The sequence below is a fragment of the Paenibacillus sp. BK720 genome, from assembly GCF_011761545.1.
Classification (GTDB): domain Bacteria; phylum Bacillota; class Bacilli; order Paenibacillales; family Paenibacillaceae; genus Pristimantibacillus.
In genome coordinates this window covers 100,998-119,049 of the sequence record NZ_JAASRQ010000005.1, presented here as the reverse complement: position 1 = coordinate 119,049, position 18,052 = coordinate 100,998, and the positions used below count along the sequence as shown (strand labels likewise).

Sequence of the window (18,052 nt, the reverse complement as noted above, 5' to 3'; positions counted from 1 at the left end):
GCTTTCTTATTTCAAGCCTTCTCCGGCCGGCAGCGCCAGCACTTCCACTTCGTCCGGGCGATAGACCGCCGTCACGCGGCCGGTCCGGTCGGCGGCAAACAATACCGCGCGCTCCCGTTCCAGCACGAACGAATACGTCGTTCCCGTCGCGGCGGACTTCACTTCGATCTCTGCGTCATGCGCGTATTCGGACACGAACACGAAGAGTTCTCCGTCCTTGAATTGCATACTCCGGCCGTACACGCCGGCCAGGTCGCCGCCCCTCAGCCATTCCAATTCTCGGCGCGCGCCCGAAATCTCTAGCGCATGCGCGTAAAGCGCCGCGACCGGCTCGGCGCGTTCGTTCAGCTCCACCGGCAGCGGACACCAGATCAGGCGTCCTTGTCCGTAAGCCGCCTCCATGACCCGGTCCGCTCCCGCAGAGGCGCCGTAACCTGCCTCCTTGAACACCTCGGCGATCCTCCGGTGACCGTACGATACCGTATATGCCTTGTCCCCGATCGCAAGCCGTTCTTCCCGAACGACATTGGCCGGCTTCCGCTGGCCGAACGTATCCGTCAGCCGGTCCGCTTCCCGCCAGTAGGCGTCGAGCCCGAGCGGGCCCGTGAACAAGAGCGTTGCGGCCGTCCGGTCCACGATGTCAAGCAGCCGCGCGAACGCCTCGCCCTCGAAGTTATGCGCGGACGGCACGATAATCAGTTTGGCCGGCGCCGCCTCAAGCGCGTCCAGATGGTACTCCGACACGCCGCGGAACGGCGTCTTCAGCTCGTAGCCGAGCACACGCGTCAGGCGCGTCGTCGCGTCGAACGCCAGCTTGCGGTTGGAGAAGTCGTTGGAATACGGGAACACGGCGGCGACGTCTTCCAGCTCGCGGTCCCGGAACAGATCGCGGATCCGTTCCATGAAGCTGCCGAACCGGTAGGAGACGTCCGCCTCCGGCTTCTCGGTCCCGTCGGCCCGTAGCGCGCCGATATGGGATTCGTTCGCGTTGTCCATGTAGAAGTTGGTGTTCCAGATCCACTGCACGGCTCCGGCTCCGCCTGCCGCGAAGGCATACGCGTACTTGCGCTCCAACATCGCCCGCAGCTCTTCCTCGGACCGCTTCGCGAAGCCGGCCGGCGTTTCCACGTACATGATGCCCGTCTCCTGCACCACGTTCGGCTTGTCAGCCGTCTTCGCGAAGATGCCGTCCCACAGCAGATGGTCGTTCAGCCACCAGGAATGCACGGTCGTGTAGTCGACCGCTTCCCCATAGAAGAACGGCGAAGGCCGCTGCGCGCCAAGCGCCTCGTCCTGACCGACCGTCACGAGCTGCGACGGATTGCTTTCCTTGATCGCGTCGACGAGCTGCTTCGCCCAGCGGTTGTGCATGTCCATGGAGAAGAGCGCGTAATCCAGCCAACGCGTCCCTCTTTTGCCTTGGTGCATGTCCTGCACGTCAAAGTTGATGTCCTCCGGCTCCGGTATGGCGGCGGACGCGAAATCCGGCAGCTCGCCCGGGGTCATGCCCCAGCGCTCCCGCAGCTTCTCGATGGCGCCGTGGCGCCTCGCCAGCCATTCCGCGAACGCCGCTTTCTCGAACCGGTCGCGGCTTGAGCGAGGACCGTCGGAGAAGATCCGCGGCGGATCGAACATCGACGGCTCGTTGATCAGGTCCCAATCGACGTTTGTCGTCTCGCGGTGACGGCTGACGATGGAACGGATAAACCGCTTCTGCGCCTCCACGCTGCGCGGATCGAGATACGGGTTCGCGCCTTCCCACGTCTCCGGCGTAAAGGAGAAGAATGTAAACGTCACCTGCAGGCCGTGCCGCTTCGCGGTCATGAAGAACGCGTCGATCGAGCGCAGCACTTCTTCGGACGCATGCCCGTCCACCTGCATAATATTGCGGTATGCCGTCCAGATGCCGGTGCGGATCCAGTTAATGCCCGCCTTGCGCATCTGCGCCATATCGCGGTCCCACACCGAAACGTTCGGCAGGAACAGGAACTTGCGCGCGACGTCCGAGGTCATGTACGTCATGCCGACAACCGGCATCGGCCGGCCGTCCTTCTCGAAATAATCCCGGCCGCGCGACAGCAGCCCGCCGGTGTTCAGCAAGCCGGCGTCCATGCCCCAGAAGCCTTGGCGAAGCAGACGCGTCTCGCCGTCCGAGGACTTAGCGACGCAATCCACCTGATAATAACCGGCTTGAATGTCGACGGGCAGCGGAATGCGCTTCAGCTCGAGCTCGGGGCCGATTTCCGCTTCGTGGCGGCAGGCGAACACGTCCGATCCTTCCGCGCGGCTGACTTTAATGTCGAACGTCCAGTTCGTCTTGCCCGCCGATCCACGGCCCAGCTTCTGCGCCTGGAGCGTCAGCAACGGCCGCTCATGCAGCTCGTAGGAAGCATAGCCCGGCTTCAGCCACAGCTCGGTCACGCCGGCCGCGCAGAATGCCGTCCACGCCTGCAGCGCCTCAGCTCCGCCGCGCGCGAAGAAATTCGCGCCAAGCGGCTGGTTGACGAAGAGCCAGCGTCCGCCGGCGAAATCGCCTTTCGTGTTCTCCCATAGCACGGCCGGTGCAGCAACCTCCCGCCCTTCGGCGGAGATGCCCTTCAGCACGGGGTAAATATGCGCGTCCATCGGACCCGCCGAGCCCATCTGCAGCGGCAGGTCGCTCGATTTGGTTACGTGCGGCACGAGGTTCCACGTATCCGCTGTGTCAAGCAGAGCCTCTCTGCCTTTGAATAAAGGGATTTCCTCGACAGCGGCCAGCTTCAGAACGGGCTCCGCTTTTACCGGCAGCATTTCGTGGATGCGCAGCTGACGGTGATACGCGGTTTGCTCCGGCTCTGCAAGCCACTGGCCCGCTTCCTTGCGCACCGGCACGCGGAAAGGCGCGCCGCCCAAGCTGATCAGTCCTCCGCCGCGTTTCAAGAACCCGAGCAGCGCTTCCCATGCGGCGACCGGGAAGTAAGGCGCGTGCAGCGACACGAATACGCCGCCTTCCGCACCTTCCAGCCTTGCCGCCAGCGCATCGGCGCCGTATACCTCGCCGACGCCCCGCAGCTGCTCCAGTTCCGCTCCGTTAATGGCAGAGGCGCCCGGAAAGGCGCCATCATAGAAAATAATCGTCGAATTAAGCATCGAGGAGTCCCGCTTTCATCGCTTTATAGACCAGCTGGGAGAACAAGCTGTTGGACCAGGCGAACCATTTGCGCGTGAACACGGCTGGATCGTCCGAATGGAAGCCTTCATGCATGAAGCCGGTGTCGGCGTCCGTCGCTTCCAAGACCGCGATCATATCGAGAATCTCCTCGTCCGTCTTGGCTGTCAGCCCTTGCATGGACAAAGCCATATGCCAGATATATCCCGGCGGCGTATGCGGGCTGCCGATGCCTTTCGCGGCCGTGCCTTCGTAATAGAACGGGTTTTCCTTGCTCAGCGCGAAACGGCGCGTGTTCTGATAAATCGGATCGTCTCCGTCCACATAGCCGAGGTACGGAATCGAGATCAAGCCCGGCGTACCCGCGTCGTCCATCAGGCAGTAGTTGCCGAAGCCGTCGGTCTCGTACGCGTAGATCGGCCCGAACTCCGGATGACGGTAAATACCGTACAGCTGGATGCCGTGATTGATCTCGCGCTCCAGCTTCGCCATTTCCTTCTCGAACGACAGGTCGCGGAAGACGAATTCGGCAATTTCGCGCATCTGGCGCAGCGTGACAACCGCGAACATGTTGTCCGGAATGTTGTAATGGAAATCGCAGGCGTCGTCGCTTGGCCGGAAGCCGGACCAGATCATGCCCGTATAGTTGACCGGCATGCCGATGCCATCGTTCATGAGCGAATCGGTCATGATGCCGTTGTCCCGCTCGAAGCGGTACGGCGAACGTTCGAAATGATGCTGCTCCCGCTTCCACAGGTCGACCGCGGCGCGCATCGCAACCTTGAAGTCCGCGTCAAAGATGTCGGCGCGGCCGGTTTCCTTCCAGTACGCGAACGCGAGGCGCATCGAGAAGCAGATGGAATCGAGCTCGAATTTGCGCTCCCATACCCAAGGGGACATGTCCGTCTTGTCGTCAGTGTTCCAGTGCCAGTCGTTGGCCATCTCGTTGAACGCGTTCGCGTACGGGTCGATAACGATATTGCGCATATGCAGCTTGATCAGGCCGCCGATAATCCTCTGGAGATCGGCGTCGTCCTTGGCGAACGGTACGTAGTGCATAACCTGCTCGACGGAATCGCGCAGCCACATCGCGGGGATATCTCCCGTAATGACAAACGTCGTACCGTCGTCCAGCAGCTTGGTTGTCGTTTCCAGCGTATTCGGGAAACAGTTCTTGAACAGCTGCAGCAGCTTCGGCCGGTGCGCAAGGCGCGTCTCCGCCTCCGCCAGCACCGCTTGCACGGATTGCGGCAGCGGCAGGTGCGGCATATTGATTTTGGGCAGTCTAAATTGTTCCATGGTCGTTTTCCCCTTTGTCGTTACTGTATCGCGTCGTTGCTTATGCGAACCGCAAAAACGGCCCATAGGCGGTTGTCCGCGCCGCGGGCCGCATGCGGTGTGAAATGTTCGTAATGAGGTTAATGCTTCGCTCCGTTAACCTTAAATGCTTAAGGGCATTACTCTTTTACGGCACCAACCGTCAGTCCTTGCACGAAATAGCGCTGGAAGAACGGATAAGCAAGCACGATCGGGCCGGTCGCGAGGACAACCATCGCCATCCGCGACGTATCCTGCGGCATCGACTGCAGCACGGCCGTCCCCAAGGAGGCGTTGTTGCTGTTGGCTAGAATGAACTGCATGCTGTTCTCGATCCGCATCAGCATCGATTGCAGCGGCACCAGGTCGGGGTTCTCGATGTACAGCAGGGCGTTAAACCAGTCGTTCCAGTAGCCCAGCACGTTGAACAGCGCGATTGTCGCGAGGCCCGGCAGCGCGAGCGGGACAATGAGCCTGAAGAAGATGCCGAACTCGCCGGCGCCGTCAATCTTGCCGGATTCGATAATGGCGTCCGGGATCATGGTCGAGAAGAACGTGCGCATGATCATGATGTAGAAGGCATTTACCGCGAGCGGCAGAATGAGCGCCCACAAGGAATTCCCGAGACCAAGCAGCTTCGTCGTCACGATGTAGGTCGGTACGAGTCCGCCGTTGAACAGCATCGTGAAGAAGGCAAGGAACGAGAAAAATTTACGGTATTTGAAACCTTTGCGAGAGATCGCGTATGCGAAGAGCGAGATAAAGACCAAGCTGATCACCGTGCCGACGACCGTGACGAGAATCGTCACGCCGTAGGAGCGCAATAGTTGGTCGCCCGCCTTGAACAGGTAGCTGTAGGCGTCGGTGCTCCATTTTTTCGGAAATAACGAGTACCCGTCCAGCGCAAGCGTCTTCTCGTCCGTAAACGAGATGACCATGACGAGCAGAAACGGAAACACGCAAGCCAGCGCGAACAGTCCGGCAATGAGGTTGAAGATGACGTTCCAGGCCGGCGTCAGCCGGTGGAAGTCCTTGGTTTTCCTAAGGGATGCCATGATGATGCTCCTTTCTTTCTAGTTGCTCTCGAAGCGAAACGGCTTCGCCGCCCTTAGGCGGCAGATAGTTTTAAAACAACGCGTTGTCCTTATTGAAGCGACGGACAATCCAGTTGGACGTGATGACGAGCACGAAGCCGACGAACGATTGGTACAGGCCGGCCGCGGTGCTCATGCCGATCTCTCCGGTCGTCTTCAGGCCGCGGTACACGTAAGTATCGATAACGTTCGTGACGTTGTAGAGCGTGCCGGAATCGCGGGTAACTTGGTAGAACAAACCGAAATCCGCGTAGAAAATGCGGCCTATGGCCAGCAAGGTCAAAATAGTCATGAGAGGTGCCAGCATCGGCAGCGTAACGTTGCGGATCTGCTGCCATTTGTTCGCGCCGTCGATCATCGCCGCCTCGTACAGCGATTTGTCAATGCCCATGATTGCGGCCAGATAGACAACGCTGTTATAGCCGAGCGATTTCCATAGGAACACGATGACGATGATAAACGGCCAGTACTTCGGCTCCGAATACCATTGCTGCGGATCCATGCCGAACGCCTGGACGATCTTGTTCATCACGCCGCGGTCGAAGCTGAGGAAGCTATATGCGAAATAACCGACGATGACCCAAGACAGGAAGTAAGGCAGGAACATTCCCGTCTGGTACCATTTCGCCAGCCGCTTGTTTGCGATTTCGGAAAGAACGATGGCCAAGGCCACTGCCAGAACTAGACCAATGATGATGAACACAATGTTGTAGAGCAAGGTATTGCGGGTGATGACGTATGCGTCGTTTGTGCTGAACAGAAACTTGAAATTATCGAAGCCGACCCAGCGGCTGTGGATGATGCTGGAGAGAAATCCCCCGTGCACGCGGTATTCCTTGAAGGAAATCACGGTGCCGAGCATTGGCAGGTACGAGAAGAAAAGAAACCAGACGGTAGCCGGAAGCACCATCAGGAGCAGGGCTTTGTTGCGATTGATGTCTTTGAAGAAACGCCCAAAGGCCTTCATGGGGTTCACCCTTTCTAAGCGAAGTCGGTTTGCAGCGCCAAGGGCCTGCGGCAATTCGTTCCAAGGTGAAACGGCTTCCCCATCCTTAAGGCGGGGTGGCGCGTTTCAATCCGGAGAATTCTAAGCCATGTCTATAAAAAAAACACATATAGACTCTTAGAATTCAAGATGAAACGGCTGATGCCGTCCTCTTTCGGCGGCGCAAGTTTCATCCCTTAGAGCGGAAAAGAACGTACAGGATGTCCTATCCCGTTCGTCTCCTTTGTTTTTGAAAAAAGGGCGAATGCCGAGCATTCGCCCTTCGGTGCTATAAATAACGGTTTACTTGCCTTGCGCAGCTTTCCAAGCGTCGAGCTGCGTCTGCGCTTCGGCCATGATTTTGCCAAGACCCGCGTCGTTGAGCTTCTTGATCGCTTGCGGCAAGTATTTTTCCGGATCGACGGTACCCGTCATGAGCGGAGCCCAGAAGGATTCCTTCGCGTTTTGCACGGCCGCGATTTCGCTCGACACCTTCGTCGGATCGAAGTTGAAGCCGAGTAGTGCCGCAGGCTTGCCCGCATCGTTGTATTTCTTGAACTGTTCCCATTTGTCGGCAGGATCGCCCGGGTTCAGGTGCGTAATCATAATGTTGCCGAGCGAGAATGTCGGCATGTCGTAGTTCTTGGATTCCGGCAGGTTCTCCATGTAGTCGCCGTCGGTTACCTTGTAATGCGTGCCTTCGATGCCGGAGTCAACCATGTTGCGGAGAACCGGATCGGTGTTCAGCAGGTTCAGGAATTCCATCGCTTTCTCTTTATGCTTCGAGTTCGCGGAGATGGCTTGCATGGAACCCATAACCGATGCGTTGTAGATCAGCGCGTCGCTCATTGGCGTCGACACGATCGGGTAGCCGTAGCTGGTCGACCATACGTTGTCCGCGAACGGCTGCGTCGTCGCCTTGTCGGCGAACCATTTGCCCGTCGCCTGCACGTCCGAGGACGATTCCAGCGTTGCGGCTTCCGTCGGAATGTAGCCGGCCAGGTAGTATTTATGCATCGTTTCGAGTGCCTGCTTCATTTCCGGCGTTTCGAATACGTTTACGATTTTGTAGCTGGAGTCGTCAAGCTTCACGGCCAGCGGGAATTTCTCGATCAGGTAATCGTATGGAATGTAAGGCGTGAAGGTCTTGTCCACTTGCAGCGGCGTCACGTCCGGGTTGTTTTGCTTGACTGTTTTCAGCAGCGGCTCCAGGCTTTCCAGGGAGCGCACGTCCGTGATGCTCAGCTTGTTCTCGTCAAGAATGTTCTTGTTGAAGCGCCATACCTCGGATGTCGGAAGCTCTTTGTTTGCCGGTACGCCGTAGTTTTTGCCGTCGACTTTGGAGCCGCTCAGGAAGGCAGGGTTCAGCGTGTCGGTAATGCCTTTGCCGTATTGCGCCAGCAGATCGTCGATTGGAGCGAAAGCCCCTTTGCGCGCGTTTTGCACGTAATCGAACGCCCATGCCGCCGTGAACATGATGTCCATGTCCGCGCCCGAAGCCGTCAGTACTTGCATCTTCTGGTTGTAATCGCCCCAGTCGATCATCGTCATTTTGACGGTAGCGCCGATTTTCTCTTTCGTGTATTCGCTAACCGCTTCCATGACTTTGTCGACGTCTTTCTGCGGCGTGCCGATTGTGTACCAGTTCAATTCGACCGGTTTGGCGTTGCTGCCAGCGTTGCTGGACGAAGATGTGTTGTTGCTTGCTGCACTGTTGCCATTGTTGCCATTGTTGCCGCCGTTGCTTCCGCAGGCGCTCAGCAAGAGCATGACGGCCATCGCGGACGTCAGGCCGATCGAAGCCTTTTTACGGATTCCCATTGGTGTTGCCTCCCTTTTGTCTGTGTAGCAAATTCAGTAGTCGCGACTTCTTGCTACTTCATCTTAGAAGATGAAAACATTTTCAAAAATAATAGAAAACAAAGAATATGTGTACAAAATAAAGAAAGGAACCGCGAATGACGCCTCGGCGTCACAGCAGCTCCTTAAAATCGCCCGGCACCATCCCGACATGCTTCTTAAACTGCTTGTAGAAGTAGCCTGTCTCCCAGTACCCGACCTGTCTCGCGATCTCGTTTACCTTGAGCCGGCTGTCCGCCAGCAGTTCCTTCGCTTTGTCGATACGATATTTATTCAAATAATCCGTGAACGTATCCCCCGTCTGCTTGTGAAATAGCTGCCCGAGGTAATTGGGGTGAATGTGAAATTGGAGACCAAGCGATTTAAGCGTCAGCGCCTCCGCGTAGTGCTCGTGGATGTAGCGCAGCGCCTGCTTGATGACGGGACTCATGTCTTCCCCGGAGAACGAATCGGCCGCGAAGAATGCCGCCGTCCGCACGGCTTTCTCCACGCCCTCGAGCGTTGCCGCGGTTACCGCCTGGTCGAGCGCGCCTTGGAACACCTCGGCGGCATCCGCTCGTCCAAGCTTGTCGACTTCGATCTTCATCAGAATCATGAGCTCGATAGCTGCGCCTTTCGCCCGGACGGGATGCAAGCTCTCCGCCAACCGTATAGCCGCGAAATCGCGTTCGATAACCTCCGCCAGCTCATTCTTGTCCTTGGCCAGAATGGCCTTGGCATACGCCTCCCATTCGAACAGTCCCGAAGGAAGAGCCGCCGTTTCCGCGGAAATGGCCGCATAATCGAGCAAATGCCGGTCATGCCGCACCAGGAAAAACTGCTGCGCTTTGCGCGCCTCTGCGTAGCTTGCGGCGGCATCGGCCGTCGCCACAATCCCGCCGAGCGCGATCTGCGGGCCGAGCTGCCTGTGCTCCCATTTGTCCGCCGCTCTTTCCAAGGCTTCCGTTACCTTAGCTTGATTCCGCGGGTCCCCGTTTATGCAGCAGACGGCGACAAGCTCGCCTTCCTCGTTGCGAAAGGGAACAAGCAACAGGCCGTCCGTCTCCTCGGCCAGGAGATCCGCGATGCAATCGTCGGGATTGTAGTCTTCAGCCCCCTGTTCCGGGCGAAAACGGATGATCGCCAGCGCCGCGTAAGGCTTCGAGAGATCGATGCCGAGAAGCGAGGTCCGCTCCGTCAGCTCGGGCAAAGCGATCCGCCCGTTTACCCATCGGGTCATGACGTTGTCCCGCAGAATGCCGATCTCGTCTTCCCCAAACGGCTCCGCCGGCTTGTCCGCCTCCAGCTTCCGTACCGTATCCGCCAAGGTCGCCTCAAGCTCCCCGAAGTTAATGGGCTTAAGCAGGTAATTCTCGATGCCGAGGCGCATGCCTTCCTTCAGAAAATCGAATTCGTTGTACCCGCTCAGGATGATCGCCTTTAATTGCGGCTGCAGCTCCCTCGCCTTGCGGATCAGCTCGAGTCCGGTCATGATCGGCATGGAGATGTCGGTAATAAGCAGGTCGACCCGGAGCTCGCGCAGTCGTTCCAACGCTTCCTCGCCGTCTTCGGCGCTGCCGACGACCTCCAGGCCGAAGGCGGACCAATCAACGGCGTCGCTCAACCCCTCCGTGATAAACGGTTCGTCATCCACGAGCAATACTTTATACATCGCCAGCTTCCTCCTGTTGTTCAGCCGCGGGCCAAGTCACCGTCACCGATGTCCCTTTCCCGGGCGTGCTTTCTATGCTTAACCCGTAGCCGGGTCCATGCACCAGTTCGATCCGCTCGTGCACGCTGCGCAGCCCGAAGGACTGCTGTTCCTCGGTTTCCGGCATCTTCAGCCGCCGCATGATGCTTGCGAGCTGCTCCGGCTCGATGCCTTTGCCGTTGTCGCTTATCCGTACCCGGATCAGGCCTTGCTCTTGCACGGCTTCGATAATCAAGCGATTGTTCTTGCGCCGGGAATCCATCCCGTGCACGATATAATTCTCCACGATCGGCTGCAGCAGCAGCTTGGCGATCGGAACCCGCAGCAGCTCCGGTTCGCATTCGACCTCGTAAGCGAATTTGTTTTTGTAGCGGATCCGAAACAGCTCCAGGTACAGTCTGCACATCTCGAGTTCTTCGCCCAGCGTGTTCTCCGCTTTCGCGCTGACCGAGTTGCGGAACAGCGCCGCGAGGCTGTAGATCATCTCGGCTACGTCGACCGCGCCCTGCGACATCGCCCGCATCCGGATGACCTCCAGCGTGTTGTAGAGAAAATGCGGGTTTACCCTCGCTTGCAGAGCGGCAAGCTCCGTCTGCTTATGCCTCAGCTCCGCCTTGTATTCCCTGTCGATATGCCGGCCCAGCTCATCGAGCATCTCGTTGAAGCTCTGGGAGATCTGACCAAGCTCGTCCTCGCGGGCGTCCTGCAGGCGGGCGGTGAGGTTTCCGCCCTCCACCTTCCGCATGAAGTGAACGATCCGGTTGGTACGCCGCGAGATATTGACGATTACGATGGACGGAATAATGACGGCAACGACAATGCAGATCGTACTGATCAGTATGATCGTCCGCTTGAGGCCCGCGTAAGCCTCGGCCATCGCGCTCTTGGGCGTGATGCCGACAACGAAATAACCGGCTTTGTTCTGCGTCAGCGTGGAGATGTACGACGGCTCGTCGAGCATGCCGGTTTCCTTCAGGGAGCCGATTTGCTTCATGTACGGGAAGATTTGTCCATAGTATCGGTTTGCGGAATCCGACAACACCTGCCCGTCCTGCGACAGCACCAGAATCTCGCCCTTGAGCGGGGTCCGCTGCTGGTCAAGCGACCGGTTCACCATGCCGGAATCGAAGTATACGAGCAGCTGTCCGATATTCTTAAGCGTATTCTTATCGTTTACCTGGACGCGCATGGAATACAGCTGCGAGTTCCATTGGCCGATCAGCCCGCGGATCCAGATGTTCGGCGTTGCCGCCACGGGCCCTTCCGCCGCCATAATCTCGGGAATGTACGAGCGGGTCGGATTGGTCTTGTACAGCCGTCGCGGGCCGTTCCGGTTGAAGGCGTACAGCTGCTGCATGTCCGTGCTGTACAGCAGGATATTCTGGATGTCGGGATCGGCATCCATCCGGTCCGCGAGATAGCTCAGGATATCAACCGCGCTCTCGTTGCCGCCCGCGTAATTCTGGTCGAGCATGTACTGCGCGTATTCGCTGTAGGAATGCCGCAGAAAGTAAGACGCGTTGCTCGCCAGCAGGCTGTTGCGGTAGATATCCTGCACCGTGTTCTGCACCCAGTCGTACTTCTGCTCCATATAACGGTTCACCCGCTCCATCGCTTGCTTCTGGTTGTTCAGCTCGCTGTTTACGATGGAATCGGATATGAGACCGAAGAGCAGGTACGAGAGCGTGATAATCGTCACATGCACAATAAGCGCGAAGACGAGAATGACTTTGACGAACAGGTTGTTCTGTATATAGTTTCGGTAGATGTTCCGGAATTTCAAACGCCCGTGCCCTCTCTCGTCGATAGTTAGGATTTCCCGCCATTATAACATTAAGGACGGAGCCGCGCCTATTCGGACCGGCGCCGGCGACAGGTCCGATTTTCAGCACAAATCATAACACCGAAAGAATCAGGAAGTCCATTGCATTCCGGAAGGTCAAGGTATGATCAAAATGAAAAAAGCCCGTCTAACCGCAAGGCCGAGACGGGCTTTTAATGTCTTGTTACTGCCTAATATAAGTATCCCCCATATCCATGAGCCCTCTTACGAAAATACGCCTATGGGCTTTATCGCCTTTGTAACCGTACACCCATTCCGGCCAAATGTAATCGGTGATTCCCCTTTTCTTTCCTTCCGAATAGGCAATGCCAATTGTCTTTCCAAGGTGATCGGCGTCGGATTCAGCGTAAACATATTTATTGTTTTCGAATAAGATGGCGTCGCCATTAATTTCGTATTTGTCCACCCACACTCTGGTATTTAGAAAATAGAACGAGACTGCAAGAAGAAACAGAATAACCGCAGAAGCCCATACTTTCCGCGTTTTCATGGCTTAACGAGATCAGTCCTCTCTAAAAATAATCGATAAACTTCCGCTTACATAATACCATATTTTGGGACTGAACTCGGTTGTCAGAAAAATAAAAAAGGTACCTGCGTCCATTGAACGCAGATACCTTTGCGCTTAAATCGCAATCGTACGCTTCTCTTCGCTCGCGCGGATTACCGCGTCGATGATTTCCTGATTGCGGTAGCCGTCCATAAAGCCGGGAAGGCTCTCCGAAGCCGTGCCGTCCAAGAGCGACAGAAAGTCTCCGTACTGGGTTACCCGGCATCTCTCCGGCACGTTAATTACCGCTCTTGCCAGCTGACCCGGCGCCTCCTCGCGGATCCAGACGATCTGGTCCGGGTTCAGCGTCGACGCGTGAAGCGTGCCGGCATCGCCGTAGATCGATATTTCATGCTGGTTGCCCGAGCCGATCGCGTTACGCGACGACTGGAAGATTCCGACTTCATCGCCGGCCATCCGGCCTTGGAAGCTTACGAAGTCGTCGACCTCGATCTTTACCATCCGGCCGGTAGCCAGATCAGGACGCTCCGGAACTAACGTGCGCATCTGCGCGGACAGCTCCTTGAATTCCCCGAAGAGAAAACGCGCCATATCGATCATATGCGAGCCTAGATCGCCAAGCGTTCCCGTGCCGGTAATGTCTTTGTTGAAACGCCATATATAGGGCGTCTGATTCGGTACCGCTCCCCAGTCCTGCAGGTATTGGATCGCAAAGCTCCGCACCTTGCCCAGCTTCCCTTCCCGCACAAGCTCCCGCGCATAGCGGAAAGCGGGCGTATAACGGTAGCTGAATCCCACCATCCCGTTAACCGGCTGTTGCTCGTACAGCTCGAGCAGCCCCGCTGCCTCTTCGAATACGCGGGTGAACGGCTTCTCCGCGAGGTAAGGCTTGCCCGCCTGCAGGCAGGCGCGGACGATATCCGCATGCACGTTATTTGGCGTCACCGATACGACCGCATCCACATCCGGGTCGTTAATCAGCTGCACGAAATCCCCGTATCGTTTGTCGGGCGCTATCCCGAGCAAATCGCCTTTCTCCGTCAAAGCAGCTTCATTCACATCGCTCACCGCGATAATGGCAAAGCGGCCTTCCTCGGCCATCCAGCGGATATGCGAATGCGACATGCCGCCAAGACCAATCAATCCGATTCGATACCTCTTCATCACCGTTTCCCCCTCTTCTTGTTATGCCTTCGCGCCAATGGGCTCAAGCGGCTGCACATTACCGCGTACTGGCAGCTCCCGCCGAACCGGCTGCGCCCATTTCACCGCATTCACGATGACGCGTTGAATCGCGGGGTTATGATAAGTCGGATACGTTTCATGACCGGGTCTGAAATAAAACACCTTGCCGCTTCCGCGCGTATAGGCGCAGCCGCTGCGGAAGATTTCGCCGCCCTCGAACCAGCTTGCGAAGATAAGCTCATCCGGTGCCGGAATATCGAAATGCTCGCCGTACATTTCCTCTTGCGGCAGCTCGATGTATTCGCCAATCCCTTCGGCAATCGGATGTCCCGGCGCAACGACCCAGAGACGCTCCTTCTCGTCGGCTTCGCGCCATTTCAGGCTGCAGCTTGTTCCCATCAGAGCTTTGAAAATTTTAGAATAATGGCCGGAGTGAAGCACGATAAGCCCCATGCCGTCCAGCACGCGCTGATGCAACTTGCCGACGATTTCATCCTGCACTTCGTCGTGCGCGAGATGACCCCACCAGATCATTACGTCGGTATTAGCCAGCACTTCATCGGTAAGTCCATGTTCCGGTTCCTCCAAGGTCGCCGTTCCCGCTTCCATCCCCGCTTCGGTCAAAAAGCGCGCGATGGCCTGATGAATGCCGTCCGGGTAAATCTCCTTTGCCTTGGGGTTCGTACGTTCATGACGGTTCTCGTTCCATACGGTTACTCGCAGTTTGTCAGTCATCTCTTGTTCCTCCCAGCATGATCTATAAAAAAAGCTGCCCTGCAGTCCGTACGCAGGGCAGCAGCAAAACCTTATTTAATGTCCATATAGCGGTTGAACGCGTCATTGTAAATCTTGATCAGCTTCTCGAGGCCCATGTCGTTCAGCTTCTTGACGTAAGCATCCCACTCCTGCTCGATGCCGCCTTTGGTTACCCATTTGGCGCGGGTGCTCTTGATGTAGCTCTCGATATCCGTAATAAGCGTCGGCAGCTCCGCGTATTCTTCTTCGGTGTACATCACGTCCGGGAATGGCTGCGTGACGTATTCCTTGCCCAAGCTGTCGAGCTGCAGCTTCAGGCCGTCGCCGCTTGCAGGATCGAGCTTGATGTTTTTCTCAAACTCAGGGCTTACGTATTTCGGTCCAAAATCCCGCAGGGAGCTGTCCCAGTACCACGCATCCGCGCTTGTGCCGTCCGGCGGATCCATCAGCGTATAGGTACCGTCGGCATTTTTCTCGATGGAGGTGCCAATCGCGCCCCAGAAGTTCTGGATGCTTGCTTCGCCGGTGTAGAATTGATCAGCCCAACGCGCCGCAACCTCCGGATGCTCGTTCGAGGTTGTAATGAGCACCTCGTTGCGGCGGATGCTCATTCCGTTCGGATCGCCAATCTGATATTTCTTCCCGTCCGGTCCGGAAATCGGCGCGATCGTCTCATACTGCTTGCTCCATTGGCCAAAGACCGCGTCGGGCGTCCATTGGTACGAGAACCCGATCAATGCGTTGTCCGGGTTTTGCCGTTTGGCCGTCAGCATCGTGTCGTCCTGCGTAAACGTTTCTTTATCGATCAAGCCTTCGGAGTACAACTTATTCGCCCAGGTAATGGCGGCCTTATAAGCCTCCGACGTCGGGAAATATTCCGGCTTGCCGTCCTTCAGCACCATATGGTTGCCTCGGATATCCGTAATGCCGAACGGCGCGAACAGGTTCATGTCCAGATCCTTCTGATCGCTGTACGGAATCTCGTCAGCCTTGCCGTTGCCGTTTGGATCCTTCTCTTTGAACGCCTTCAGTACCGTATAAAGTTCATCAAGCGTTTCAGGCGCCTTCAATCCTAATTTGTCCAGCCACTCTTTGTTGATCACCGGCTGCACGGAAGAATACGGCCGCGATGGCAGCCTTGCGGGCAGCGAGTAGATTTTGCCGTCCGGGAACGTGCTCAGCTTCTTGAGCTCCGGCATTTCGGCCATGGCCGCTTTCAGATTCGGCATGTATTTGTCGATGTAGTCGTCAAGCGGACGGAAAATGCTCAGGTTATTCACGATATCGGAATCCCCGAACGCCAGGTCGCCGATAATCACATCCGGCATTTTGCCGCTTGCCAGCATAACCGATTTTTGGGCATCCCAGTCGCTGGAGGAAATAACCTGCCAATTGATTTTGACATTCGAGTTTTTCTCCAGCTCCTGAAGCCAGGTGTTCTTCTTGAAGGTGTCCCCCATATTGCCCCAACGGATCGTAAGAACGTCCAGCGTGACCGGCTTATCGACAATCGGAAGCCCTTCGGCATGGAAGTTGCTGTCTGCCTTGCCGTTGCCGGCGTTATTGGACGCAGCGGCATTATCGGTATTCTTGTCGCTGCTGCAGCCCGCAAGCACCGTTGTGCCCAACACGGAAATCAAAGCAAGGCCGGACAGTATTTTTCTCGTATAGCTCTTTGAAACGGTTGTCATGTATAAATCCCCCTCTAAAAGGATAATGGCAATTCCCCCACTGCTTGCTTACTCCTTCACGGCGCCGATCATCACCCCCTTGTTGAAATGCTTTTGCACAAACGGGTAGATGCACATGATCGGAACCGTAGCGACGATAATGACGGAATAGCGCAGCAGGTTGGCAAGACGCAGCGCGATTTGGGCAGCTTCCCCCGTGCCTAGCGCGGTCTGCATCTGATTGGTGACCAGAATATCTCTTAAGATCAGCTGCAGCGGATATAGATTCTTATCCTGCAAATAGATTAGCGCGTTGAAATACGAATTCCATTGACCAACGGCAAACCATAAAGCCAGCACGGCAATAATGGGTTTGGAGAGCGGCAGCACCATCCGGGCATAAAAGCGCAGGTTTCCGCAGCCGTCGATTTGCGCGGCTTCCCATAGCTCCGTCGGAATGCCCGTCCGGAAAAACGTACGCGCGACGATAATATCAAAGACGGCAACCGAGAACGGCAGCACCATGACCAGGAACGTGTCGTACAGATGAAAATCGCGGATCGTCAGAAACGTTGGCACTAGCCCGCCGTTGAAGAACATCGTAAAGATAAAGAAGAGAGACAGGAACTTGCGTCCGACCAGATCCTTTCTCGATAAGGCGTAGCCCGCCGAAACGTTGACGATAAGGCCAATCAAGGTACCCACAACCGTATAGACAATCGTGTTCCGGTAGCCGATCCATATATTCGAATGATTCAGTAATTCCTTATAACCATCGACTGTAAACCCTTTCGGAAATAACCATACCTTTCCGTTTCCCACAGCCGAAGGATCGCTGAAGGAGGCGATGATTATAAAATAAAGCGGATATAACACTATGATAAGGACTAATGCGGCCCAAATATAGAGCAGGACCTCCAGCCGTTTATCGCTGTTGCCGGTTCTTTTCGGTTGCATGGCTAAATTCGTTGCAGCCTCCATAGCTGTTTCATCCTCCTCTCTAAAAGGAATGGCGAAGCCATTCATACTTCGTAAGCATTGACTTACCAGAGACTGTTCTCGGAGTATTTTTTCGATATCCAGTTGACCAGAATTAACAGCGTGAAATTAATAACCGTATTAAATAGATTAATGGCGGCCGAGAAGCTGTACTGCGAGCTGAGCAGCCCGATCTTGTACACGTAGGTCGAGATCACTTCGCTGCCCGCAATATTCAGGTTGTTTTGCAGCAGATAGGCCTTCTCGAAGCCAACGCCCAAGAGTCCGCCAATTCGCAGGATCAATAAGGTTACCGCGGTCGGGATAAGCATCGGAATGTCGATGTAGCGGATTTTCTGCCATCGGCTGGCCCCGTCCACCGTTGCCGCTTCATATAAGCTTGGGCTTACGGAGGACAAAGCCGCGAGATAAATAATGCTGTCCCATCCCGTATGCTGCCAGACGTCCGACCATACATACAGGCTGCTGAACATGCTGGCCGAGCCCATCAGGTTCGGAGCTTCGGCGCCGAATAGCCGGTAGATGTTGCCGATCAGTCCGCTCCCCGGCGACAGCAGGATCATCATGAGACCAACGATAACGATGGTGGAAATAAAATGCGGCATGTACGTAATCGTCTGAAATACCCGCTTGAACCGGTTCTGCCTCAGCTGATTCACGAGAATGGCGAATATAATCGGAAGCGGAAAGGTTGCAAAGCTGTACAAGCTGATGAATACCGTGTTCTTAATGGTGACCGAGAATTGGTAGGAATGAAAAAACTTCTCGAAATATTTGAACCCTACCCAGGGACTGTCCATAATGCCAAGCGCCGGTTTGAAATCTTTAAAGGCAATAATGACCCCGTACATCGGTTTATACGTGAAACAGAGCAGCAGCACGACAGCCGGCAGCAAGAGCAGGTATAAGCCCCAGTTTCTGCTGATTCTCGTTACGTAACGATGCAGATTACCGCTCGATGAACTGTTTATCATGAATGCGTACCTCCCTTTGC

The 18,052-nt window shown here is 56.1% G+C and carries 13 protein-coding genes; all 13 read right to left on the bottom strand.

All coding sequences use genetic code 11. From position 1 onward, the window contains the following. Positions 1 to 6 precede the first annotated feature (6 nt). The 13 genes from FHT67_RS19540 to FHT67_RS19480 all read right to left on the bottom strand — a co-directional run bounded on the left by FHT67_RS19540 (position 7) and on the right by FHT67_RS19480 (position 18,032). Positions 7 to 3,129 (bottom strand): beta-galactosidase, encoded by a 3,123-nt coding sequence (locus FHT67_RS19540; protein ID WP_167200871.1) that lies wholly within the window; start codon positions 3,127 to 3,129, stop codon positions 7 to 9. Then, positions 3,122 to 4,447 carry a glycoside hydrolase family 125 protein gene (locus FHT67_RS19535; RefSeq protein WP_132311631.1) on the bottom strand — a complete coding sequence of 442 codons (1,326 nt, stop codon included), beginning with the start codon at positions 4,445 to 4,447 and terminating at the stop codon, positions 3,122 to 3,124. The genes FHT67_RS19540 and FHT67_RS19535 overlap by 8 nt, the downstream gene beginning before the upstream one ends. Before the next feature lie 158 nt (positions 4,448 to 4,605). Further along, entirely contained in the window at positions 4,606 to 5,520 is a 915-nt protein-coding gene (locus FHT67_RS19530) for a carbohydrate ABC transporter permease (protein WP_165930797.1), read from the bottom strand. Between the two features lie 70 nt (positions 5,521 to 5,590). After that, positions 5,591 to 6,526: an ABC transporter permease gene (locus FHT67_RS19525; RefSeq protein ID WP_132311627.1), complete on the bottom strand. Its 936-nt coding sequence runs from the start codon at positions 6,524 to 6,526 to the stop codon at positions 5,591 to 5,593. Between the two features lie 321 nt (positions 6,527 to 6,847). Further along, positions 6,848 to 8,365, bottom strand: a complete 1,518-nt coding sequence (locus tag FHT67_RS19520; RefSeq protein WP_167200869.1) for an ABC transporter substrate-binding protein — start codon at positions 8,363 to 8,365, stop codon at positions 6,848 to 6,850. A gap of 151 nt (positions 8,366 to 8,516) precedes the next feature. Continuing rightward, a complete protein-coding gene (locus FHT67_RS19515; RefSeq protein ID WP_167200867.1) occupies positions 8,517 to 10,055 on the bottom strand; it encodes a response regulator transcription factor in 1,539 nt (512 codons plus the stop codon). Then, positions 10,048 to 11,877 (bottom strand): cache domain-containing sensor histidine kinase, encoded by a 1,830-nt coding sequence (locus tag FHT67_RS19510; protein ID WP_167200865.1) that lies wholly within the window; start codon positions 11,875 to 11,877, stop codon positions 10,048 to 10,050. Before FHT67_RS19510 ends, FHT67_RS19515 begins: the two co-directional genes overlap by 8 nt. Positions 11,878 to 12,100: 223 nt before the next feature. Continuing rightward, positions 12,101 to 12,427, bottom strand: coding sequence for a hypothetical protein (locus FHT67_RS19505; protein WP_167200863.1), 327 nt, complete (start codon positions 12,425 to 12,427; stop codon positions 12,101 to 12,103). A gap of 135 nt (positions 12,428 to 12,562) precedes the next feature. After that, positions 12,563 to 13,612, bottom strand: a complete 1,050-nt coding sequence (locus FHT67_RS19500; protein ID WP_167200861.1) for a Gfo/Idh/MocA family protein — start codon at positions 13,610 to 13,612, stop codon at positions 12,563 to 12,565. Between the two features lie 21 nt (positions 13,613 to 13,633). Then, the gene (locus FHT67_RS19495; RefSeq protein ID WP_167200859.1) at positions 13,634 to 14,368 is read right to left on the bottom strand and encodes a ThuA domain-containing protein; all 735 of its coding nucleotides are present in this window, start codon (positions 14,366 to 14,368) and stop codon (positions 13,634 to 13,636) included. 71 nt (positions 14,369 to 14,439) lie between these two features. Continuing rightward, a complete protein-coding gene (locus FHT67_RS19490; RefSeq protein ID WP_167200857.1) occupies positions 14,440 to 16,080 on the bottom strand; it encodes an extracellular solute-binding protein in 1,641 nt (546 codons plus the stop codon). A gap of 48 nt (positions 16,081 to 16,128) precedes the next feature. Beyond that, a complete protein-coding gene (locus tag FHT67_RS19485; protein ID WP_132311609.1) occupies positions 16,129 to 17,040 on the bottom strand; it encodes a carbohydrate ABC transporter permease in 912 nt (303 codons plus the stop codon). 62 nt (positions 17,041 to 17,102) lie between these two features. Next, the gene (locus FHT67_RS19480; protein ID WP_132311607.1) at positions 17,103 to 18,032 is read right to left on the bottom strand and encodes an ABC transporter permease; all 930 of its coding nucleotides are present in this window, start codon (positions 18,030 to 18,032) and stop codon (positions 17,103 to 17,105) included. Positions 18,033 to 18,052 lie beyond the last annotated feature (20 nt).